The sequence below is a fragment of the Herminiimonas sp. KBW02 genome, from assembly GCF_003852535.1.
Lineage (GTDB): Bacteria > Pseudomonadota > Gammaproteobacteria > Burkholderiales > Burkholderiaceae_D > Oxalicibacterium.
The window spans coordinates 45,492-68,819 of record NZ_QAJP01000007.1; the positions used below are offsets into that span (position 1 = coordinate 45,492).

Consider the following 23,328-nt stretch of genomic DNA (forward strand, 5'->3'; position numbering starts at 1 on the left):
AGCGCCACAAAGATAAAAAGCGCGCTATGCAGCGCGTTTTTTTATGAATGAACACATTTTTCAGTATCAGTTGATTGTTGATCTTGATACTGGCTTTAACAAATACTGCATAGGGAATTTTTATTGATGCGTCATCGCGCAGCTTTTTCTGTGTCTTTTTCCGCGTTGTTGACGCTTGCCATCGGTCTGTTGATTAGTGCGTTGTTGTTTGCTTCGGTGCGTCGTCTGGAGCATGACAAGGTAGATATCGATTTCCAGCAGCAAGCAAAGGTGCGGGTAGCAGCGGTGCAGGATGGACTGGATAGTTCCATGCGCGTGCTGACTGATATCAATCAGTTGTTCAAGACCTTTGGCACCGTTGGCCGCGAAGAATTCAAAACCTTTGTCCAGCCTTTGCTGGCACGCAATCCCTACATCCAGGCCTTTGCCTACCATCGCTACCTGTCGCATCAGGATCGTGCCGCTTATGAAGCGGAGATGCGCAAGTACATCCCGGATTTCATGATTAGCGAAATGATGGATGGCAAGCGCGTACTGGCACCCGAGCGCGCACGTTACCGTGTGGTCGATTACATCGTGCCGATGGCAGGTAATGAAGCTGCTCTCGGGTTCGATGCCGACTCCTATCACTTCCAGACAGCGGCGATGCAGCGTGCGGTGGAGACCGGACAGCCATCGGCTACCGGTCTGCTGCACCTGATACAGGAGCGCTCAACGCAGCGCGGCTTCATCGTTCTGATGCCGGTCTATAAGCAAGGTGCGGCGTTGTCGGATATCGCGTCGCGTCGCGCGGCTGTGATCGGTGATACGGCGGCGGTGTTTCGCAGTACTGACCTGATCGCGCGCGCACTGGATACCGATGATTTGCTGCTGACTTCGCATATAGATATGGCGGTAGACGTCAGCGTCTATGCCAGCGCCGAGCACACTGAGGTGAGTCTGGTGTTTGGCAAGGGCGTGGAACCGACTCCGCGTCACGGGACATTTGGTTTGCCTGCCTGGTTGTTTTACGACCAGCCGGAAGCCTATCAGCATGCCTTTGATGTAGCCGGTAAAACCTGGAGCATGGTGGTATCCACACCCCCCATTCTTTTCCTGAAAAACAGTAGCAGCGCCTTATGGGCGTTCCTGGTCGGCTTGTTGTTGAGTGTGGTGTCGGCGATATACCTGCAACTGATCGTTGACAGGTCGCGTCGTATCCAATTGCTGGTGGATGACCGGACTGCGCAGTTACGCACCGTGAATGATGACCTGATCGCTGATATTGCAGCACGCAAGCATGCGGAACATGAATTGCAATTGCGCGAACGGGCGATTGAAGCCAGCGCGAACGCCATCATCATTGCACGCGCATCGGCACCGGATTACCCGCTTGAATACGTCAATCCGGCTTTTACACGAATTACCGGTTATTCGCCGGAAGAAGCACTCGGCCGGAATATCGGTTTCCTGTGGGGCCGTGACTGGGAGCAGCCCGGGATCGAGGAGCTGCGTTCGATTGCACTGGAGAAGCGCGAAGGACATGCGGTGCTGCGCAATTACCGCAAGGATGGTGCCTTGTTCTGGAGCGATTTATACATTGCCCCGGTCAAGGACGATACCGGTGTAGTCAGTCACTTTGTGGTTGCCTTGTACGATATTACTGCGACCAAGCGTTATGAATCGGAGCTGGAGTTCCAGACCAATCGCGATGCACTGACGGGGCTCGCCAATCGCAGCCTGTTGCGTGACCGCCTGAGCCAGGCCATCTCCTACGCGCATCGCTACAATCATCCGATCTGGATTGCCTTCGTTGATCTGGATCGCTTCAAGTTCGTCAATGACACACTAGGCCATCAGGCCGGTGATATTTTGCTGAAAGCGATTGCCGAACGTCTGCAAGGTGCGGTGCGCGATACCGATACGGTGTCACGCATGGGTGGTGATGAATTCGTACTGATCCTGCCGGAGCGCGCGGATGCCGGTTTGTCGACCGGTATCGTGCAACGCATCATGGATGGTATTGCGCAGCCGCTGACGATCGAAGGACATGAGTTCTTTATCAGCGGCAGTATAGGCGTCGCGGTTTATCCGAACGATGGCGTAACACCGGAAGAGCTGATCAAGCATGCCGACATCGCGATGTATCGCGCCAAGGAAACCGGGCGTAACAATTTCCAGTTCTATACCTCGGCCATGAACGAGCGCGCCCTGGAGCGCTTGCGTCTGGAAGGCGATTTACGCAATGCATTGGAGCGCGGCGAATTCATTCTGCATTACCAGCCACAACTTGATTTACATAACGGGAAAATTGTCGGCGTCGAAGCGCTGATACGCTGGCAGCATCCGGAACTGGGCATGATCCCGCCGATGCGCTTTATTGGTCTGGCGGAAGAGACTGGTTTGATCGTGCCTATCGGTGCCTGGGTGATACGTGAAGCATGTCGCCAGAATAAGGTCTGGCAAGAGCATGGATTAGGTTCCTTGCGTATGTCGGTTAATTTGTCGGCACGTCAGTTTGCGCAGCAGGATTTGCTGGAATCGATCGCACAGGCGCTGGCCGAAACGCAGTTGCCGCCGCAATGCCTGGAAATCGAATTGACCGAAAGCCTGGTTATGGCTGACGTTGATCATGCGATCGGTATCTTGCGCGAATTGAAGGCGCTGGGCGTACAACTATCGATTGATGACTTTGGTACCGGTTACTCCAGCCTGTCCTATCTCAAGCGTTTCCCTATTGATGTGCTGAAGATTGATCGCTCCTTCGTCAACGATATTACGACAGATCCGGATGACGCTGCGATTGTGGCCTCGATCATCTCACTGGCCCACAGCTTGCGTCTGACAGTGATTGCGGAAGGCGTGGAAACCGAAGAGCAACTGGCGTATTTGCAACAGCACGGCTGCGATCAGATCCAGGGTTACTTCTTCAGCCGGCCTATCACTGCCGATGCATTGGAAGTCATGCTGAAAGACGACCGGCGTTTGCAGGTGGATACACACGGCTCCCTGATCTGATCAGTCAGATTAATTAATACGTTTGGGGGCGATGTATTCAGGCAGCTCGCCTGGTTTCCGGTTTGCGTACCAGGTGATGAGCGCGATGCTGCGCCACACGCTGTTGAGCTGGCGGTAACCAACGTTGCTGACGATGGCGACCAGTATCAAGGTGCAGATATCGCTGGTTTTTGGATACAAGTGAAAAGCCCTTTCTTCCAGTAGCAAGCCGGACGCCGATAGCAAGATGCCCAGCGCGATCATAACGGACAGGAAGGCAAAACATGCCGGCCATGATATGACTCCGCTGGCCAGACCCGCCAGCAGAAAAATATAAGCCAGGCATTCCATTAGCGGTCCGACTAATTCAAACAGCAGCAAAAATGGAAATGCGAGACGTCCTGCGCTGCCGCTGTTTCTGCCAAACAGCAAGCCCATATTCTGACTCAGGCTGTCTGCCACACCCTGTTGGCTACGCATGCAATCAGTTTTCAACGCAGAGAAACTATCCGGCATCTGTTGCCAGCAAATCGGGTCGGCAATAAAACGTATGCGATAGGCCTGCTGCTTTTGTCGCATGACTCTGTGCATGCGTGTAATCAATTCCATCCCTGCGATATGAGCGCCCCGGCTAAACGCACCGGCCGCAATCACCGCTTCCTTGCGCAGCAACATCATGCCGGCAGGTGCGATTAGCATGCTATTTAGCATAGACCATCCTAATGATGCATACAGCTGGATACGCAATTGATCAACCATCTTCAACAGTGCGGACCAGCGCTTCGGCAAACCGGTCTCTGGTGATGCTGCGCGTGCTGCGGCAACGCTGGCAATCACGCGATGATCATTGAGGAAGGGCGTCGCCAGATATTGCAGGCTGTCGCGTCGTACTTGCGTATCAACACCCATGCTGCAAAACAATGGATAGCGTGAAGCATTGATGCCGGCATTCAAGGCGTCTGCAGTCCCGCCGTATTCCTTGTCGATCACACGCAAGTGTGGATAGCGGCTGGAGCGATAGATGCATTTCACCGCCTGTGTTTTTAATTGCACACGATAGGCTTCCGGGAATGGATGCAGGTCGTATGCGGTAATCAGAGCTTGCAGGCTGCTATCTTGTGCGCTGTCGTTAATGACGATGACTTCAAACTTGCTGTAGTCGAGGTGTAACAAGGCTTGCGTCGCTTGCAGGATGTTGGCGGTGTACTCGTGTATCGGTAGCAGGACGCTGATCGGTGGTTCCAGTTCTGAATGCAGATAGGGCAGGTCGGTCAGTATCTTGCTTTGTTCGGCATCGTGCATGCGCACTACTGCCAGGATATGCAGGAGGAAGTAGCCGAGATGGTAGATGATGACGTAGGCGAAGATGGCCCATGCGATGCCATAAGTCAGTGCGGACAGGCTCATAAGGTTTGTCTTTCTGCGATGGCCTGGCTCAGCATGTCGCGTGCAAAGCGATCCGACAGGTTGTTTCTCAATAATTCGATTTCGGTCATGCTGAGGAAGGGGATGCCGACCAGCGATTGTGCCGCGCGATAACGCACCCACCACTCGGCGTCGGCCAGTAGTGGAATCAAACGATTCACGTCCGGATGCTCACCTATGCGTCCTATGACTTTGGCGGCCTGTCCGCGCACGCGCCAGTCAGGATGTTGCAGATGCGGGCGTATATGCGGCAGCAGGCTGGCATCGCTGGCGATGCGCAGCGCGGCGATGATGATGTCGGTGTCATTGTCCTGATCCAGCAGTTTCAGGATGGCGGTGTGGGATAGCGGTAATTGCAGTGCTTCGATCAGGCGCAGGGCGCGTACCAGATGTGCGGCGCGTATTTCCTCCGCTGCTTCCAGCAAAGGCAACATAAAGGCCGCGTGTGCCGGTTGCAGTATGCCGGCGATATGTGTGATCGCCCAGTCATTGCGTGCCAGCATCAGCGGCGTCAATTGTTGCGCAGCCGCCGCAGCATCGATTTGTACCAGCGCCTGGAAGGCATGGATGGCGGTCGCGTTGTCGGCGGCCATGGTTTGCAGTACTAGCGCATCCCACGATGCATGATCGCGCAGATGTCCGAGCGTCAATGTGGCGAGCAGGCATTCGACGCGTTTGCCGCGCGTCAGGAAGCGACGCGAGTAGCGATCAGCACCGACCGAGTAGGCAATGGCGATCAGGTTCTCTGCTGCTTCATTGCTGCTGGCGCTGCGCATCAGCTGATTCCACAACTTCAGGAAATAGACGCGCTCATGCCGCGCGACCATAGGCAATACCGTCGCCACCGACGATTGCAGTGAACTGAGTAATAAAGGACGCCAGACCGCGAGGAAAGAACGCTCCGCTTGCGTGCGCCGCCTGAGCGTGTAGCGCAGGTAAGCCAGCAACAGAATCAGCACCAGGCTTAAAGCGATCGCGCCTATGCCTAGCCAGGCAGCGAACAGGGGATGGGAAAGAAGGTCGGGCACTAGCAGACTGCTTTGTGTATGGTGATCGCTGCAGCTGCGATCAGACATTGGGTTTGTGTGACATGTGCGTGCACTGTGCGGGTAACAGCTGGCGTGATATCCATGTCGGCCTCGTGTTGCATTTGGGAATTTTATTATTGTAATGCCGATTTCATCTGCTGCATGCAGCATGGCCGCATTCAAACTACGGGATGAATGGACGTCATCGGATTCGACGCTTTTGCACAACAGTTGATGTTTGTGCGACAAGTTTGGGAGTGCTTCCTGCAAGCGGAACTGTGTGTGTAGGTATCCGTCTGGCATGTAATAATCACGGTCTCACATCACACTTCACACTATGCGAATTCCACCACGTCTGCCGCTTGCCCTCAGCCTGATTTTTTCCTTAGTCGCTCCGTTTGCCGCGTATGCCGCACAGGGTCTGCCACCTGTCGTGAGTGATGCGCTCAAACGTAGTGCGATACCACAAAGCGCAGTGGGTACTTACGTGCAGGAAGTATCCGGACAGGCACCGTGGATCGCAGTGAACGAAACGACAGGTTTTAATCCGGCCTCGACCATGAAGCTGGTGACCAGCGATGCCGCGCTCGAATTGCTGGGGCCGACTTTCAACTGGAAGACGCAGGCGTATATGACAGGCACGCTGAACGGCGATGTGCTGGACGGCGACCTGATCATCAAGGGCAGCGGCGACCCCAAGCTGGTGACAGAAAACTTTTGGCAATTCCTGCGCAAGATACGCGCAGCTGGTATCCGCGAGATACGCGGCAATCTGATTCTGGATCGCAGCATATTTGAAGACATGCCGTATGACGCGGCGCAGTTCGATGGCGATCCGTTGAAGCCATATAACGCCGGGCCGGATGCGCTGCTGCTGAATTACAAAGTATTCGCTTTCCACTTCCTGCCGAATCCGGCGCGCAACCAGGTCGATATCAGCGTCGATCCGCCGGTGGCAACTTATCCGGTGATGGTGCCTGCGCTGACGAACGGCCCCTGTGCCGACTGGCAGGGCAAGCTGATGCCGACCATGGGCCGGGTCAGTACAAATTTTGCTGGCAGCTACTCTGCCAGCTGTGGCGAAAAGACCTGGTATTTGCATCCTTACCTGATGAGCCACAGCGAATATTTCGGCGTGGTGTTCCGTCAGCTGTGGGCTGATGTCGGTGGTGTGTTCAACGGTGCGGTAAATAATGGACAGTTAACACCGACGGCGCGTCTTGTTACCGAGTGGCAGTCCACCAGCTTGCCGGAAGTGATACGCGACATTAACAAGTACAGCAATAACGTGATGGCGCGCCAACTGTTGTTGACGGTAGCGGCTGACGTATTGAAAGTACCGGCATCGCCGGAGCGCGGTGCGCGTGTGGTCAAGACCTGGCTGGCGAACAAGGGCCTGGATACCTCGCAAGTTGTGATCGAAAACGGTTCGGGTTTGTCGCGTACCGAGCGTATTCCTGTCGGTGTGATGGGGCGCATGCTGGTCAGCACCTTCCAGTCGCCGACCATGCCTGAATTCATGTCGTCACTACCGCTGGTCGGCTATGACGGCACCATGCGCAGACGCCTGACCAAGCAGACCGTGGCGGGGCGTGCACATATCAAGACCGGTACACTGAACGATGTGCGTGCGATCGCTGGCTATGTGCTGGCGGCATCCGGCAAACGCTATGCAGTGGTATGCATCATCAACCATCCGAATGCGGCGAACGGACAGGCGGCGCATGACGCTTTGCTGCAGTGGATCTACGAAAACGGTTGATACGCATCGCCACTACGATCACTACAGTGGTCAATCAAGGGCACCTCATCAGGTGCCCTTTTTATTTTTCTGTCGCAGGAACAGCGTTGTCTTCAGCAGCGCTTCACTCTCGGATAATTGCCGCTCGGCAATCATCAGAAAATATTTAACAGTTGTCAAAAATCCCTACCCAATTTTTATATTTTGATGATATCGTCTGAATCAAATCTGACATGTCACAAATGTGCCAGATTTTGTTTTGATAATAAAAATATAATTTCTGGCTGTAAAAGCCTATGCTAAGGAGAAGACACTATGAGCAAAATCCGATTGCCGTTCCGTTCTGCACGCCTGGCCGGTGCCATCATGCTGGGGCTGGCTACTGCCAGTGCAGGTGCATTCGATATCACTGGCAAGTATTGCGACACACCTTCACGTTGCGTGAATCCTGCCACTACCCAGGGCATGGTCACCACGTCCAATTACCTGGCGACACAAGCAGGCCTCAAGGTGCTGCGCGATGGCGGTAATGCCATCGATGCGGCGATTGCCGCCGCTGCGACACTGGCTGTGGTCTATCCGCAGATGACCACCATAGGCGGTGATAACTTCTGGCTGATACATAACGCAAAGACCGGCGAAATGCGCGCATTGAATGCAAGCGGTCGCGCTGGTGAAAAAGCCACCATCGATTTCTATAAACAAAAAGGCCTGAGCAAGATTCCGGCGCGTGGTTACCTGGCGGCGAATACCGTCCCTGGCGTGATCTCGGGTTGGGATGAGGCTTACCGTTACGGCAAGCAAAGCATGGGTAGCAAACTGAACTGGTCGCAACTGATGGATAGCGCCATCGGCTATGCGCAAGATGGCTTTGCAGTCACGCCGTCGCTGACCAAGTGGGCGCAGATCAACGTCAATCCTGCTGACCAGGAATTCCGCAACCTGCAACGCTTCACCGGTTTCAAGAAAACCTATCTGAAAGCGGATGGCAGTGTGTATCAGGTCGGCGAAGTGCTCAAGCAGCCGGAGCTGGCAGCTACCTTGCGTATGATTGCGAAGGACGGTGCGAAAGCCTTTTACCAAGGTCCTATCGCCAAAAAGATCGTGGATGAACTGCAGCGCAATGATGGCTTGCTGACGCTGAAGGACTTCGCTAACCACAAGGCGAACTGGGTCACACCGTTGAAAGTGCCGTACCGCGACACAATGGCCTATAACCTGCCGCCGAATACACAAGGCATGGCATCGCTGGAAATCCTGAACGTCCTGAATAACTTTGATGTCAAGAAGCTCGGTGAAGGTAGCGCCGATTACTATCACCTGATCATCGAAGCGACCAAGGAAGCGTTTGCTGATCGTGATCGATATTTGTCCGATCCTGAATTCGTAAAAATTCCTGTCGATTTCCTTCTGTCCAAACAGCACGGCATCGACCAGGCCAAACGTATACAGATGAATACAGCTGCGACTGCAGTCAAGCCACTCGATCCTAAGGGCGATACGATCTGGCTCGGCGTAGTCGACAAGGATGGCAATGCAGTGTCGCTGATCCAAAGTGTGTATCACGACTTTGGTTCGGGCATCGTGCCTGAAGGCACCGGTGTGTTGTTGCAAAACCGTGGCAGCTTCTTCTCGCTGGATAAGCAAAACATCAATCACCTGCAACCAGGCAAGCGTACGTTCCATACCCTCAATCCTGCAATGTTGTTGAAGGATGGCAAGCCATTGCTGGTGTACGGCACGATGGGCGGTGAAGGCCAGCCACAAACACAGGCAGCGATCGTCACACGTATTGTTGACTTCGGTATGACACCGCAAGATGCGATCAACGGCCCGCGCTGGCTGCATGGCCGTACCTGGGGTGCTGCGTCGAATGACCTGAAGATAGAAGGCCGTACGCCACTGGCCGTGAGCGATGAACTGAAGAAACGCGGTCATCCTATCAATGTGGTGGAAGACTATACCGACACCATGGGACATGCCGGTGCGATCTGGATCGATCCTGCTACCAAAGTACGCTACGGTGCGACTGACCCACGCGGCGATGGTGTAGCAGCAGGTTATTGATAGAGTACTGATGCAATAAAAAACCGACCGCTTACAAGCGGTCGGTTTTTTTATGCCTGCGAAAAAATCAAAGCAGTATGGGTTTGTTCGACAACTGATTCGGCTGAGTGCCGTTTTCCGGGAAGTACTCTTGCAAGGCGGCGTTCAGTTGCTCTATTCCGGCGATAACGCTGTCATGATATTCGCCTTTAGCGAAACCGCTGGTCATCGTTTTGCAGACTGCATGCCAGTGATGTTGCGGGATCACGCGTGAAATGCCGCGGTCCGCCACGATCTCCACCTGATGATCGGCCAGCTCGATGTAAATCAGGATGCCTGAATTTTCTTCGGTATCCCAGATGCGGTAATGCGAAAACAATTCATGAGCGCGTTGCCTGGAACTGATGCCTGCGACGATGGCAGAGAGTTCCAGTGCAGGTTCGACGATCAGGCGTATTTCGGCACGATGTACGGCTTCACCTGCGGTAATGGCTTTCTGGATCGCTGTCAGCGTCGCGCATGGAAAGGCTTTTTTGCCGCTGTAACGCGTCGTGCACAGGTGCCGCAGTGCGCGTGTAAATTTATTCATTACCAATTCCCCGAGGCGCCGCCGCCATCAAAACCGCCACCACCACCAGAGAAGCCGCCACCGCCGCCGAAACCACCGCCTCCACCTCCGCCAAAGCCACCGAAGCCGCCACCGGAGCGACGACCCAGCTCATTGCCGATGGCGGTGCCGAGGATCACACCAGCCGAGTTGCCCCAGTCGCCGTTGCTGCTATGTGCGCCGGGGCCGCGACCGCCGCGGCTGCGCATCATCATGATGATGATCAGGATCGCAAAGAAGATGAACGGTCCCCAGGTGAAGGCCTCATCCTGCGCTGCTTGCTGGCCGCGTTTTGCTGGTTCGGGAAAGGCTTCCTTATCCAGCAGGCTGGTAATGACGGAAACGCCGGATGCCAGACCGCCGTAAAAATCCCCCTGACGGAAGTGCGGTGCAATCACATCCTGCAAGACGCGCTTCGATTGCGCATCAGTCAGCACGCCTTGTACGCCGCGCCCGGTTTCTATGCGCAGGCGGCCGGAAGCCGCTGAGTTATCTTTGGCGACCAGCAAGAGCACGCCGTCATCCACGCCTTTGCGTCCCAGCTTCCAGGCGTCGGCGACGCGTATGCTGTACTGCTCTATGCCTTCCGGCTCAGTGCTTTTCAACAGCAGGATAGCGATCTGGTTGCCGGTACGCGTTTCATACTCGGCCAATACATTTTCCAGCGTCGAGCGCTGTTGGGCATTCAGCATGCCGGCCAGGTCGGTCACGCGCTCCTTGAGCGGTGGTACCGGTACCAGGTTCTGGGCACCGGCCAGTACGCAAAAGAATGCGAGCGTACAGGCCAGCAGAGTGCGCAGGATTTTCATGGACGGTCAGGTCTTACTTCTTGTCGAAATTCACAGCCGGCGGTGCAGAGATCGCTTTTTCATTCTCTACGGTGAATGACGGCTTGACCGGATAGCCGAATACTTTGGCTGTGATATTGGTCGGGAAGCTACGCGCCAGGATGTTGTAATCCTGTACTGCGACGATGTAGCGCTGACGTGCCACGGTGATGCGGTTTTCGGTGCCTTCCAATTGCGATTGCAAGTCACGGAAGGCAGTATCGGCTTTCAGTTGCGGATAGTTTTCCGATACAGCCATCAGACGTGACAGCGCGGACGACAGCTCTCCCTGTACCTGCTGGAATTTGCTGAAGGCTTCCGGATTGTTCAGGACTTCCGGTGTAATCTGGAAGCTGGTTGCGGCAGCACGTGCCTTGGTGACGGCTTCAAAGGTTTCGCGTTCATGTGTCGCGTAGCCTTTGACGGTATTCACCAGGTTGGGAATCAGGTCGGCACGGCGTTGGTATTGATTGACAACTTCACCCCAGGCCGCCTTGACGGATTCGTCCTTGCTCTGGAAGTCGTTATAGCCGCAGGCGCTCAGGGTCGAGGCCAGCAGTGCAATCGAGATCCATTTGAATAATTTGGTCATTTCATTCCTCCGTGAATAGCGTTTGGTGTGCAATATCTGGTGCTTACTTATGTGATGACTTTGCTGCGTGGTTTCAATAGTACCGTGCTCATGGCGGAGAGTATCAGCAACATGGCGGCATAATCCTGCCAGTGCGGTGTTTCCTGCAATACCCACATGCCGGAAAATACGCCGAGTACCGGGATCAGCATGACTGACAGGCTGGATGCTATCGGCGGCAAGCTGCGCGCCAGAGAAAACCAGACCACTTGTCCAAAGCCGAATACCAGCACTGCGTTATACGCAATCGCCAGCAATTCGCGCAGATCGGGCATGCGCCATGCATCGTATTCGAGCAAGGCGGAAATCACGGCCAGACACAGCGCCCCCAGCAAAATCATCCAGAAGGTCAGCGCGATGGACGCAATCCCCAGTCGCGTACGCTTCATCAATACGGTGCCAAAACCCCAGGATGCAGCGGCGATCAGCGCCAGTATGCTGCCCAAAGGTTGTCCGGCGATATTCACAAATTCACTGGAAAGTAATAATAACGCGCCGCTCAGTGCCAGTGCGATGCCGCACCAGCCGGCACGGGTGATGTTGTCGCGGAAAAAGATCAGGCCGCACAGCACCGCCCAGATCGGCATCGTATAGCCGAGGATGGCGGCACGACCGGACGACAGCATTTTGACGCCGACGATGATGCAGACATTCCACATGACTACATTAGGGATGGTCAGCTTGAAAATGGTTCCCAGGTCGCCGCGCGGTATTTTCAGGGAAATGCCTTGCGAGCGTACCGCCAGCCATAAGATCGGAATCGAGCCCAGCATGCAGAGTGAACGGAAGGCGATAGGCGGGAAAAACTGTACACCGATTTTCATGATGGGCCAGTTGATGCCCCAGCACAGGGTCAGGAGAACCAGCAACAGCCAGTCTTTACGGGAAAGCGATGTCATGCCGGCACGATAACATGGCGCGTTACAATACGGATTGTTTGAAACAGAAAGATACCGCCGTGACCTTCATCGAAAAATTATCCGCCGTCTGGCAAAGCCAGAAAACTCAACTTTGCATAGGTTTGGACCCCGATTTGGCCAAATTTCCGGCCCATTTGCAGGGTAAACCTGATGCCATCCTGACATTTTGCAAAGAAATCATCGATGCAACGGCAGATACCGCTTGCTCCTTCAAGCCGCAAATTGCCTATTTTGCAGCCTTGCGCGCGGAAGACCAGTTGGAAGACATCTGCAGCTACCTGCGTGAACACTATCCGCATATCCCTATCGTGCTGGATGCCAAGCGTGGCGATATCGGTGCGACTGCCGAGCAATATGCGCGTGAAGCGTTTGATCGCTATGGCGCGGATGCCGTGACGGTGAACCCGTATATGGGCTTTGATTCGGTACAGCCCTACCTCGAGCGTCCGGATCGCGGCGTAATCGTGTTGTGCCGTACCTCGAACGCAGGCGGTTCAGATTTGCAATTCCTGAATGTAGACGGTAAGCCTTTGTACCAGCACGTGGCCCATCTGGTCGCTGATAAATGGAATACCAACGGCCAGTGTGCATTGGTGGTTGGTGCGACCTTCCCGAATGAGTTGGCGCAGGTGCGTTCGCTGGTAGGTGATATGCCTTTGCTGATTCCAGGCATAGGTGCGCAGGGTGGTGACATCAAGGCGACGGTGGAAGCCGGGCGTACCGCGAATGGTACCGGCATGATGATTAACTCATCGCGTGCCATCCTCTATGCGAAGGCGGATGAGACATTTGCGCAGGCTGCGCGTCAGGTTGCGCTCGACACGCGTGACGCCATCAATCGTTACAGCGCTTAAGCTGTTTCGCTTAAGCTTTTTACTTAGCTGTATTTGTCGCAACAAAGTTGAGCAGGCCCTGCAAGGCATGCTCAACGCTTTGTTCGCGTACTGCCTGGCGATCACCGCTGAATAGCATGTGATCTACCTGTACTTCTTCACCCCAGGCCCAGCCAAAGCACACCATGCCGACCGGCTTGCCGGGAACGCCGCCGCCGGGTCCGGCGATGCCGGTAGTGGAGAGTGCGATTGTGGCGCGGCTATTCGCTAGCGCTCCCTGTGCCATCGCTTGTGCAGTTTCATTGCTGACTGCGCCATGACGTGCCAGCACTTCTTCCGGCACTTTCAGCATGGCGATCTTGGCTTCATTCGAATAAGTCACGAAGCCGCATTCAAACCATTCCGATGAACCGGCAATTTCGGTAATTGCCTGCGCCACGCCGCCGCCGGTGCACGACTCAGCGGTCGCCAGCATCAGCCCGCGTTCTTTCAAACGTTGCCCGACCAGGGCTGCCAGTTCTATCAGGTTTTGCATGCCAGTTTCCTGTCTTAGAAAGAGCGCCAGATCGCAAAGACCAGCAACGTGAAAAACGCCGCCACGATGTCGTCGAACATGACGCCGAAACCACCTTTGAAGCGCTTATCGAAATAAGCGATAGGCGGCGGCTTCACCATGTCAAAAAAACGGAAGCAGAGGAAGGCGTAGAACTGCATCCACAAACTGGCAGGCGTAATGAAGAGCAGCACCAGCCAGAACGCAATGACTTCATCCCACACCATGCTGCCGTGATCGGAGACGCCCAGGTCCCGTCCGGTTTTGGCGCAAGCCCAGACGCCGAGTACAAAGCCGCCTATGATCACCAGCCACCAGTTCGACGGCGTAAAGAACTGCGGCCAGCGTGCGCTTAATACATTGAATGAGAGCCAGCCGAACAAGGTGCCGAAGGTCCCCGGCATGATTTTCGACAAGCCGCTGCCGAAGCCTTGCGCAATGATGTGGGCCGGATGCGCCAGCATGAAGCTGGAATTGGATTTGACGGTTTTGTTTGCGATGCCGGGTTCGGATGCGTTCATGGGGAAGCGAAGTGGTCGAAGGATGAGATATTGAGATCCAGCGGCCGACCCGCCTGATCCAGCAGGCGCAAGCCGGAAGCAGCCTCTATGCTGCCTATGCGTGTCACTACCGTATCGGCGGCCAGCGCAGCACCCAGCACTGTTTCGCGTTTCGAGACCGGTGCGGTAAAGCACAACTCGTAATCGTCGCCCCCTGCCAGCGTAAAGCGACGGCGCATGTCCAGCGCTTGCTTTTGCAGCATGGAACCGGCGGGTAAATCATCCACGTGCAGCGTGGCGCCGACGCCGGATTTTTTCAGGATATGGCCCAGGTCACCAATCAGGCCGTCGGAAACATCGAGTGCCGAGTGCGCGATGCCGCGCAATGCCAGACCGAGCGCGACACGCGGTTGCGGTGTGTGCAGGCGACCTTCGGCTTTGTTCAGGACTTTAGCGTCCAGTTCATATTCCTTGTACAGCGCGCCGAGTGCCAGGCGTGCATCACCCAGCGCGCCGGAAACCCAGATATCGTCGCCTGCCTGTGCCGTATCGCGGCGCAAGGCTTCACCGGTCGGAGTTTTGCCAAATACGGTAATGCAGATATTCAGCGGGCCTTTGGTGGTATCCCCACCTATCAGTTCACAGCTGTGTGCATCTGCCAGCTCGAACAAGCCGCATGAAAATTCAGCCAGCCAGTTTTCTTCAGCACCAGGCAGCGAGAACGCAAGCGTGAAGGCGACCGGTTCGGCCCCCATCGCCGCCAGATCGGACAGATTCACGGCCAGTGATTTATGGCCTAGCTTGCGCGGATCTGCACCGGCAAAGAAGTGGCGCCCTTCCACCAGCATGTCGGAAGAGATGGCCATTTGCATGCCGTCTTGCTGCGCCAGCAAAGCGCAATCATCCCCTATACCCAGCGTGGCTCGGTTTTTGGGGTGGCCGGGGCGCACGAAGTAGCGCGCAATGAGATCGAATTCGGACAACATGCTGTAATTGTACAGAATGCAGTGCCGCTCTTCGCACACGAGTGCATTTGATTTGCTGTAACCATGAAAAAAGCGCAGCTCCCTGGATGGGAGGCTGCGCTCTTATCTGGAGCAGGGCTTAATTAGCTGGCTGCGGCTACAGAGTTGGCAGGCAAGCCCAGGCCAGCCAGCAGTTGTTGCCGGATCGCATTGTCATGCGGCGATACGCCAAAGCCGGCGAGTACGCCCTGTGCATCATAGAAGCGGCTGATGCAACGACCGGTTTCCGTGGTTTCATCCTGCCAGCTTCCGCCAGCGACGATATGCGGTGCCGGCGGGATCAATGCCAGCGGGTAGCTAGGAGTCTTGATCAGCACTGGCGACGGCTTCAGGTCGATCACGGTTGCTTCACCTGTCAATGTTTTGGCGATGGCGCGACCTGCCGTCATGATAGGAGTGATGTAGGGCAGGGTATGTGTGCTGCCGTCAGTCAGCGATGTGTATTCGGCACAATCGCCGAGCGCGTAGATATCTGCTGCGCTGGTCTGGCCGTACGTATCAATAATGGTGCCGCGATTGGTTTTGAGCTGTGCTGCCTGTGCCAGGCGCAGGTCGGGGCGCAAGCCGACCGCAGACAATACGACATCAGCCACGACCGTGGTGCCGTCAGCCAGCTTGACGTGCAATTCATTGTCGCCATGAGCGACGCTCTCCGCGACCGTGTTCAGATGGAAGCTAACGCCACGTGCTTTCAGTGCAGTTTCCAGCTTGGCGGACAAGGCGGGTGCCGCCAGTGCTGCCAACGGACGTGAACTAGGATCGACCAGTGTCACGGAGTGCCCCGCACCTGCCAGGTCATCGGCGAATTCACAGCCGATCAGGCCGGCGCCGAGGATGGTGACGCGTACTGGCTGCGCATTTTTGGGCGAGTTGATATGTGTACGGAACTTCGCATAGTCATCGACGTGATTGACTGACAGTACCTGATTGGCGGCTTCGCCTTTCAGGCCCAGGTGTATCGCCTGTGCACCATTTGCCAATACCAGTTTTTCATACTCAAACACGCCGGCGTCGGTGCTGACGGTTTTTGCCGCGGCATCGATGGCGGTGACACGGGTATTGGCCTGGATGGTCGCATTCAGTTGCTCGGCCATTTGCGTCGCGCTGTGCGTAATCATTTGTTCTGCTTGTTTGCCGTGGGCAAAGGCATTCGACAGCATAGGCTTGGAGTAGAAGCCGCCGCTGTCGGCGGTGATCACGATTAAGGGAGTGGTTTTATCCAGTTTGCGGAATTCGCGTGCAACGGTGTAACCAGCCAGTCCTGCTCCGATAATGATGATCGGTTTCATATTCATCCTTCTGTATAAAAAATTTGCTGCAAATGTGATGCGTGACAGTACTCGATATTGCAATTGCTATCTACCACCAGTGAGTTTACTCAAAAGCCAAATTTAAAGCTGCATTTAATTTGCAGTAATTCAGGGGGCATTATTATTCAGTTCTTATTGAGTACTTATTGCTTATATTTGTCATTTTTGAAGATCCGTTAAAAGTTGATAGTTGCAAACAATATTGATCAAATCGTGCTCATTTGTACTCTTCTTTCTGATCGACAACGCTCCGTAGAAACCCGTATAAAAACAAAAATACTGCGTCACGGCTCTGCTAGAATGAAATGCTTCCATGTGCTTAAAATAAAGGATGGCAGCTTAGATTATGGATTCGAATACCGATAAAAAAGAAGAACTCCGCCTGCAGTTACGTCAAGCCGCACTCGAGTATCACGAGTTTCCGACCCCCGGAAAAATCAGCGTCACTCCCACCAAACAAGTAACCAATCAGCGCGATCTGGCTCTGGCTTATACGCCAGGTGTGGCAGTCGCTTGCGAAGAAATCGCCGTTAATCCGGCCGACTCTTATCGCTACACTGCACGCGGCAATCTGGTCGCCGTTATTACCAACGGTACTGCCGTGCTGGGCCTGGGCAATATCGGTCCTGCTGCCGCCAAGCCGGTGATGGAAGGCAAGGGCGTACTGTTCAAGAAATTTGCCGGTATCGACGTCTTCGATATCGAAATCAATGAAACCGATCCGGACAAGCTGTGCGACATCATTGCATCGCTGGAACCGACTTTCGGCGGTATCAACCTCGAAGATATCAAAGCGCCTGAATGTTTCTACATCGAGCGTACCTTGCGCGAACGGATGAAGATTCCGGTCTTCCATGACGATCAGCACGGTACCGCGATCATTGTGGCAGCCGCCATACTGAACGGCCTGAAAGTGGTCGGCAAGGACGTCAAGAAAACGAAACTGGTAGTCTCCGGCGCCGGTGCTGCGGCACTTGCTTGCCTGGATCTGATGGTAGACCTCGGCTTCCCGCGCGAAAATATTTTCGTCACTGATCTGGCTGGCGTTGTGTATCAGGGCCGCGTCGAATTGATGGATCCGGACAAGGAAAAATTCGCACAAAAAACCGATGCCCGTACCCTGGGTGAAGTCATCGTTGATGCGGACATCTTCCTCGGCCTGTCGGCTGGCGGCGTATTGAAGCCGGCGATGGTTGCTGCGATGGCCAAGCGTCCTGTCATCCTCGCGCTGGCGAATCCGACGCCCGAAATCCTGCCGGACGAAATCCGTGCAGTACGTGATGATGCAGTCATCGCAACCGGTCGCTCCGATTTCCCGAACCAGGTTAACAACGTCCTGTGCTTCCCGTACATCTTCCGCGGCGCACTGGATTGCGGTGCCACCACGATTACACGTGAAATGGAAATCGCAGCGGTGCATGCGATTGCACAACTGGCGCAAGCCGAGCAATCGGACATCGTGGCCACCACCTACGGCATCCACAATCTGAGCTTCGGCCCGGATTACATCATTCCGATGCCATTCGATCCGCGCCTGATGATCAAGATCGCAATGGCGGTGGCGAAAGCGGCGGCAGAGTGTGGCGTGGCAGCACGTCCTATCACCGACATGGATGCCTATGCGGATCGCCTGCAGCAATTCGTGTATCGCAGCGGCACCTTCATGAAGCCTATCTTCCAGATCGCCAAGGCGACGCCGCCGGAGCTGAAACGCATCGTGTATGCGGAAGCGGAAGAAGAGCGCGTATTGCGTGCGGTACAGGTCGTGGTCGATGAAAAACTGGCGCGACCTATCCTGATCGGTCGCCCTGCAGTGCTGGCGCAACGTATAGAGCGCTTTGGTTTGCGTATCAAACCGGATGTTGATTTCACCATCATCAATCCGGAGCACGATGATCGCTATCGCGACTTCTGGCAAACCTACCTGGCGATGACCATGCGCAAAGGTGTGACCGAACAATACGCGAAGCTGGAAATGCGTCGTCGTCACACCTTGATCGGTGCGATGGCCATCCACAAGAAATATGCAGACGGCATGATTTGCGGCACCTTCGGTACCAATGACCTGCACCTGCATTATGTGGATCAGGTGCTGGGCAAACGTGCAGGCGTGAATGTGTATGCAGCGATGAATTGCCTGATCCTGTCGGATCGTCAATTGTTCATCGTCGATACGCACGTCAATGAAAATCCGACTGCGGAAGAACTGGCGGAAATCACGATCCTGGCGGCAGAAGAAATGCGTCGCTTTGGCCTGGCGCCGCGTGCTGCACTGTTGTCGCACTCTAACTTCGGTTCCAGCAACAGCGAGTCCGCGCAAAAAATGCGCAAGACTTTGCAGCTGGTACGCGAGCGTGCGCCAGAACTGGAAATCGATGGTGAGATGCATGGTGATCTCGCATTGAATTCAGCACAGCTGAAAACGGCGATGCCGGATTCGACCCTGAAAGGTGATGCCAATCTGCTGATCTTGCCTAACATCGATGCGGCTAATATCACCTACAACTTGTTGAAGACTACTGTCGGTAATGGCGTTGCGATTGGGCCTATCTTGCTGGGTTGTGAGAAGCCTGTTCATATTTTGACGCCGTCGGCTACTGTGCGTCGTATCGTGAATATGACGGCTTTGTGTGTGGCGGATTCGGTGGCTGAACGTTAAGCTGTAACTTTATAAAAAAGCCGCTCTTGCCTTAGGCAGAGCGGCTTTTTTTATTGGTGGGTTGGTTTTCGTTTTTATGTTGCTGGCTTGGTTCTCTCTTCGTGGAGAAGTGCGTTGCCGGGCCACCCCCGGCAACCCAAGTCTGATCGAAGAAAACACACCATTAACACAGGGCAATCCAAATCAGACCAGACAATAATTAACTATCCTTAACCTCAGCCTTCAAAGGCACACGCCCCGTCTGCACCAACGGCGAAGCCCGATCGCAATGTCCCGGCTGATCATCAAAGAACATATGCGGTTTGAATGCGGCCAATACATCCGATTTGGAAACACCACCCATGAAGAAGGTTTCATCGATGGTGACGTCCCATGCGCGCAAGGTGCGGATGACGCGTTCATGCGCTGGTGATGAGCGTGCAGTCACCAAAGCGGTGCGTATTGGCGCTTTGTGTGCCGCCGAGTTCTTGAAGCTGTTCTGGATGAAGGACAGCGCTTTGAGCAGACGGGCAAACGGGCCTTCCGGTAAAGGCTTCAATGCGTTTTCGCGCTCGTGGTTTTCAAAAGCCTCTATGCCCTGGGTCTGGTAAATACGTTCCGACTCGTCGGAGAAGATGACGGCATCGCCGTCGAAGGCGATACGGATCTGATCCAGTTCTTCGTAGGCATTCGCCGGTTTCTGATACAGCAGGGCCGCAGCAGTCCCGGAATCTATCGCCGCCTGTACATCGTCTTCATGCAGCGACAGGAACAGGCTGACGTTGAAGGCATGCAGATAAGGTGCGAGTGATGCGCCACCGGACAGCACTGCCCGTGTGATGTCGAGATCGTAGTGCTTGATCGAGTTGAAGATGCGCATCGAAGTCTCGGTCGAGTTGCGCGACATAATGACGACTTCGACGAAGCGTTGATCCGGTGCCAGCGCATTGAGTTTCAGCAATGCGCGCACCAGGGCAAAGCCGGCGCCCAGCTTGAGGATTTCTCCCTCATTGTCGAGCTGGTGCTGGCGATAGGCTTCCAGGCCCTGGGTGCGAAAGATGGCTTCCTCAACCTCGAGGTCGAATAGGGCACGTGATGAAATTCCGACGACCAGCAGGCGATCAAGTGAAACAGGCATGTAGGGCTTTTCTTCCGGGTATCAGGAATGATGTGCAAAGGGCATAATTGCCGCATTACTTTGCGGGTTTAAGTCGGGATCATTATAAACATTCCGGCGCTCTACACCTGCCGAACCTTCACCAGAGAGCGCAATGTTTGCAACGATCAGGAAATGGGCGCGACGCATCAAGAGCGATATCATCGTTTTATGGTTCGCCCGTAAACATCCGGATACGCCGTTCATGGCGAAAGCGGTGTGTGTGATCGCGGTAGCCTATGCGCTGAGTCCGATAGACCTGATCCCTGATTTCATTCCCGTGCTCGGCTACCTGGACGATGTCTTGCTGGTGCCTGGCTTGATCTGGCTGGCACTGCGTCTGCTACCTCCACAAGTAGTACAGCAATGTCGGGTGCAGGCAGAGGAATGGATTAGCAAATACGCGCGCAGGCCCAGGAGCTACATAGGCGGCGCACTGATCATCCTGGTATGGTGTTTGCTAGCTTATTTATGCTGGCGCTGGCTGATGCAGTAAGCAGCCAGGTGCGGGAATGAAGTGAGAACGACAAGTGCCGTTCTCACTGAGGAAGTTATTGTTGTGGTTTGTCTTCGCCGTCTTCGTAAAACGAAACGCGCAGGGTACGGGTACGATGCAGTTTCTTCAGGCCGGCTTTGGTGCCGAGGTAGGCTGCCAGAAGACAGTACAATAGTGCCATCCAGCCCAGGTAGTAGACGCCGACGAAGGGCAGGGCGATGACCAGGACGGTCGCGAAGAAATCGCGCTTTTCTATGGTGATCCAGTAGTGCGATAACGCGTACACGATGAAGAGCCCAATAAAGCCTAGCAACATGATGTTTCCCTAATGACAGATGTGTCTGCATTCTAGCATCCGTATATTTGCTGTTGAGCGCTTTTCGCTGCTGCGCTGCCGCAAGGAATGCTGGGTTGGAAATCAAATATGTTGCGTTAAATATGCATATTAAATAGAATGATGTTCACTGGAGAGCGATAGCTGATGAAATTAACCCGGTTTTCGGATATAGGATTGCGAGTGCTGATGTATTTGGCACGGGAATCGCGTAGCCCGTCGGTTACCGTGGCAGAGGTCGCGTCACAGTTTGATGTACCGCATAACCATCTGGTCAAAGTTGTTGGTATGTTGGCAAGAATCGGCTGGATCGATGCAGTACGCGGACGTAATGGTGGCATCAGCCTTGCGGCCAGTCCGGATACCTTGCATATCGGTAGTGTGCTGCGTGTGCTGGAAGGCGACGATGAAGCGATTGATTGCGAAGGTATAGGTTGCCGTCTTTCTGGTGATTGCCGTTTGCGCAATGCGTTGAAGTTGGGTGTAGATGCTTTCTACAACGCAATGGATGAATACACGCTGGCTGATATCGTTACCGGTAACACGGGTGAACACATTGTCAGGATGCATCGCAATTTCCTGATGGATCGTGCTGCTGTCGTATAAGTTGAAATAGTTGCTTTGGTCGGGCCTGGAACGGGCCCTTTTTAATAAGTTTAAAGTTGCATTTTAAATGCATCATAGGAGTGTTTATGTTGTCTGCTGCATCCCGCCCTTATATCGACGCCAGTGTTCCGGTCTTGCGTGAACATGGTCTGGCCATCACCAAGGCCTTCTACAAGAACTTGTTTATCTCTCATCCGCAGCTGCACAATATTTTTAATGCAGGCAACCAGGCCAGCGGTGCGCAACAACAATCGCTGGCTTCTGCCGTATTTGCGTATGCCGCGAATATCGACAATCCTTCCGCGTTGGCACCTGTAATCTCGCGCATCGTACACAAGCATGTCTCGCTGGGCGTTACTGCAGCACATTACCCGATCGTCGGCGAGCACTTGCTCGGAGCGATCAAGCAGGTACTGGGCGATGCAGCAACGCCGGAGCTCATTGCCGCGTGGGCGGAAGCCTACGGTATTCTGGCGCAGGCCCTGATCGATGAAGAGAGTCGTCTCTATGCTGCTGCTGGTGTGAGCCCAGGCGATTTGTTTGAGATGAATGTCATTGCGGTCGAACAGGAAAGCGAACAGGTTAAATCGTTCACTCTGGTCCCCAAGGATGGCAGCACTTCGCCTTCGTTCCGCCCTGGCCAGTATGTCAGCGTTGCCGTGCACTTACCGAATGGCTTGCGTCAATTGCGTCAATACAGTTTGTCGGATGCGCCGGATTATCGTCACTTGCGTATTTCGGTCAAGCGCGAAGTCGCGGGCCAGGAAACACCAGCCGGCATGGTTTCCAACTGGTTGCATGACAATGTGCAGGCAGGCAGCGTGCTGTCCGTGAGTAAGCCTTTCGGCGACTTCACACCAGACACCGATAGCCAGGAACCTATCGTCCTGTTGTCGGCGGGTGTTGGTATCACGCCTATGATCTCGGCGTTGAATCGTATTGCTTACGTCGCTCCGCAACGACGCGTGATTTTTGCACATGCTGCGCGCAACGCAAGTCATCACCCGCATCGTGCAGATATCGCCAAGGCTGCAGCGCTGATGCCGAATCTGCAAAGCGTGACTTTTTATGAGGAAGATGATGCGGCAGAAAGCAGCGCGCATGCCTTGCCGGGTCGTATGCAACTGAAAAAACTGCCGCAGTGGGATGTCGCCACGACTAAAGTTTATATGTGCGGTCCTTTACCGTTCATGCAAACGCAATGGGCAGATCTGGTGGCATCCGGCGTGCCGGTAAAGAACCTGCATCGTGAAGTGTTTGGTCCGGATATGCTGGATCACTTGATCTGATGACAGTTATCTGACGTCATCCAGTGCGCGCTCCAGCGTGCCGGATGGTGCTCACGATAGACAAAGCCAGCGCTAGCCCCGCTGGCTTTGTCGTTTTATGACTATGGCAAATCCGAAACGGCTGGCAAAATTCATTTGCATGACTTGTTGCATACCTCAGGCCAGCGCTTACGTCGCATACCGCTACACCTCAAATTTTCCTTCCTTCTGCGATCGCCACTCTTGCAATGTCTTTGCAAGAGATTGTTGATACAGCTTCTCCTTGATTTAAAAAATACCGGCGCTGTATCACGGTAGTGAGTGTGCACATGTACGCGCTGCGCATAGATATGTGTCATCAACAAATGCCTTGGGTAGGCGGTGTGTGAAGATTGTTTGCAGTTTTAT

The 23,328-nt window shown here is 54.4% G+C and carries 20 protein-coding genes; 8 read left to right on the forward strand and 12 right to left on the reverse strand.

Going from position 1 to position 23,328, the window contains the following annotated elements:
- Positions 1–126: 126 nt before the first annotated feature.
- Positions 127–2,997 carry an EAL domain-containing protein gene (locus DBR37_RS12255; RefSeq protein ID WP_124574778.1) on the forward strand — a complete coding sequence of 957 codons (2,871 nt, stop codon included), beginning with the start codon at positions 127–129 and terminating at the stop codon, positions 2,995–2,997.
- 9 nt (positions 2,998–3,006) lie between these two features.
- Here the strand turns inward: DBR37_RS12255 and DBR37_RS12260 are convergent, their stop codons facing one another.
- A complete protein-coding gene (locus DBR37_RS12260; protein ID WP_124574779.1) occupies positions 3,007–4,383 on the reverse strand; it encodes a glycosyltransferase family 2 protein in 1,377 nt (458 codons plus the stop codon).
- A complete protein-coding gene (locus DBR37_RS12265; RefSeq protein ID WP_233588364.1) occupies positions 4,380–5,429 on the reverse strand; it encodes a HEAT repeat domain-containing protein in 1,050 nt (349 codons plus the stop codon). Before DBR37_RS12265 ends, DBR37_RS12260 begins: the two co-directional genes overlap by 4 nt.
- Positions 5,430–5,766: 337 nt before the next feature.
- On the opposite strand from DBR37_RS12265, the gene dacB reads away from it, so the two are divergent.
- Both dacB and ggt read left to right on the forward strand, forming a co-directional pair.
- Positions 5,767–7,191 carry a D-alanyl-D-alanine carboxypeptidase/D-alanyl-D-alanine-endopeptidase gene (gene dacB, locus DBR37_RS12270; RefSeq protein ID WP_124574780.1) on the forward strand — a complete coding sequence of 475 codons (1,425 nt, stop codon included), beginning with the start codon at positions 5,767–5,769 and terminating at the stop codon, positions 7,189–7,191.
- A 444-nt stretch (positions 7,192–7,635) separates the two neighbouring features.
- On the forward strand, positions 7,636–9,237 hold the full coding sequence (ggt, locus tag DBR37_RS12275; protein WP_199739115.1) for a gamma-glutamyltransferase: 1,602 nt from the start codon (positions 7,636–7,638) through the stop codon (positions 9,235–9,237).
- Between the two features lie 67 nt (positions 9,238–9,304).
- Here ggt and DBR37_RS12280 read toward each other — a convergent pair whose 3' ends face one another.
- From DBR37_RS12280 to DBR37_RS12295, 4 genes are read right to left on the reverse strand one after another with little or no spacing between them, the layout of a single operon-like run.
- Positions 9,305–9,805: a TPM domain-containing protein gene (locus DBR37_RS12280; protein WP_124574782.1), complete on the reverse strand. Its 501-nt coding sequence runs from the start codon at positions 9,803–9,805 to the stop codon at positions 9,305–9,307.
- The gene (locus tag DBR37_RS12285) at positions 9,805–10,632 is read right to left on the reverse strand and encodes a YgcG family protein (protein WP_124574783.1); all 828 of its coding nucleotides are present in this window, start codon (positions 10,630–10,632) and stop codon (positions 9,805–9,807) included. Before DBR37_RS12285 ends, DBR37_RS12280 begins: the two co-directional genes overlap by 1 nt.
- Before the next feature lie 13 nt (positions 10,633–10,645).
- A complete protein-coding gene (locus DBR37_RS12290) occupies positions 10,646–11,242 on the reverse strand; it encodes a LemA family protein (protein ID WP_124574784.1) in 597 nt (198 codons plus the stop codon).
- Positions 11,243–11,289: 47 nt separating this feature from the next.
- Entirely contained in the window at positions 11,290–12,180 is an 891-nt protein-coding gene (locus DBR37_RS12295) for a DMT family transporter (RefSeq protein ID WP_124574785.1), read from the reverse strand.
- A 59-nt stretch (positions 12,181–12,239) separates the two neighbouring features.
- On the opposite strand from DBR37_RS12295, the gene pyrF reads away from it, so the two are divergent.
- Positions 12,240–13,055 (forward strand): orotidine-5'-phosphate decarboxylase, encoded by an 816-nt coding sequence (gene pyrF, locus DBR37_RS12300; RefSeq protein ID WP_124574961.1) that lies wholly within the window; start codon positions 12,240–12,242, stop codon positions 13,053–13,055.
- A gap of 19 nt (positions 13,056–13,074) precedes the next feature.
- Here the strand turns inward: pyrF and DBR37_RS12305 are convergent, their stop codons facing one another.
- The 4 genes from DBR37_RS12305 to DBR37_RS12320 form a co-directional block, all read right to left on the reverse strand.
- Positions 13,075–13,569 (reverse strand): CinA family protein, encoded by a 495-nt coding sequence (locus DBR37_RS12305; RefSeq protein ID WP_124574786.1) that lies wholly within the window; start codon positions 13,567–13,569, stop codon positions 13,075–13,077.
- A 14-nt stretch (positions 13,570–13,583) separates the two neighbouring features.
- Positions 13,584–14,108: a phosphatidylglycerophosphatase A gene (locus DBR37_RS12310; protein ID WP_124574787.1), complete on the reverse strand. Its 525-nt coding sequence runs from the start codon at positions 14,106–14,108 to the stop codon at positions 13,584–13,586.
- Positions 14,105–15,073: a thiamine-phosphate kinase gene (thiL, locus tag DBR37_RS12315; protein ID WP_124574788.1), complete on the reverse strand. Its 969-nt coding sequence runs from the start codon at positions 15,071–15,073 to the stop codon at positions 14,105–14,107. The genes DBR37_RS12310 and thiL overlap by 4 nt, the downstream gene beginning before the upstream one ends.
- Positions 15,074–15,195: 122 nt before the next feature.
- Complete coding sequence (locus DBR37_RS12320; RefSeq protein ID WP_124574789.1) at positions 15,196–16,401, reverse strand: FAD-dependent oxidoreductase; 1,206 nt, start codon at positions 16,399–16,401, stop codon at positions 15,196–15,198.
- 367 nt (positions 16,402–16,768) lie between these two features.
- Between DBR37_RS12320 and DBR37_RS12325 the strand changes: the two genes are divergently transcribed.
- A complete protein-coding gene (locus DBR37_RS12325) occupies positions 16,769–19,081 on the forward strand; it encodes an NADP-dependent malic enzyme (protein WP_124574790.1) in 2,313 nt (770 codons plus the stop codon).
- A 199-nt stretch (positions 19,082–19,280) separates the two neighbouring features.
- On the opposite strand, the gene DBR37_RS12330 is transcribed toward DBR37_RS12325, so the two are convergent.
- Positions 19,281–20,198, reverse strand: a complete 918-nt coding sequence (locus DBR37_RS12330) for a 5'-nucleotidase (protein ID WP_124574791.1) — start codon at positions 20,196–20,198, stop codon at positions 19,281–19,283.
- Between the two features lie 133 nt (positions 20,199–20,331).
- Between DBR37_RS12330 and DBR37_RS12335 the strand changes: the two genes are divergently transcribed.
- Entirely contained in the window at positions 20,332–20,712 is a 381-nt protein-coding gene (locus tag DBR37_RS12335) for a YkvA family protein (protein WP_124574792.1), read from the forward strand.
- 55 nt (positions 20,713–20,767) lie between these two features.
- Here the strand turns inward: DBR37_RS12335 and DBR37_RS12340 are convergent, their stop codons facing one another.
- Positions 20,768–21,028, reverse strand: coding sequence for a hypothetical protein (locus tag DBR37_RS12340; RefSeq protein WP_124574793.1), 261 nt, complete (start codon positions 21,026–21,028; stop codon positions 20,768–20,770).
- A gap of 165 nt (positions 21,029–21,193) precedes the next feature.
- On the opposite strand from DBR37_RS12340, the gene DBR37_RS12345 reads away from it, so the two are divergent.
- Both DBR37_RS12345 and hmpA read left to right on the forward strand, forming a co-directional pair.
- The gene (locus DBR37_RS12345; RefSeq protein WP_124574794.1) at positions 21,194–21,652 is read left to right on the forward strand and encodes an Rrf2 family transcriptional regulator; all 459 of its coding nucleotides are present in this window, start codon (positions 21,194–21,196) and stop codon (positions 21,650–21,652) included.
- An 86-nt stretch (positions 21,653–21,738) separates the two neighbouring features.
- A complete protein-coding gene (gene hmpA / locus DBR37_RS12350; RefSeq protein WP_124574795.1) occupies positions 21,739–22,941 on the forward strand; it encodes an NO-inducible flavohemoprotein in 1,203 nt (400 codons plus the stop codon).
- Positions 22,942–23,328 lie beyond the last annotated feature (387 nt).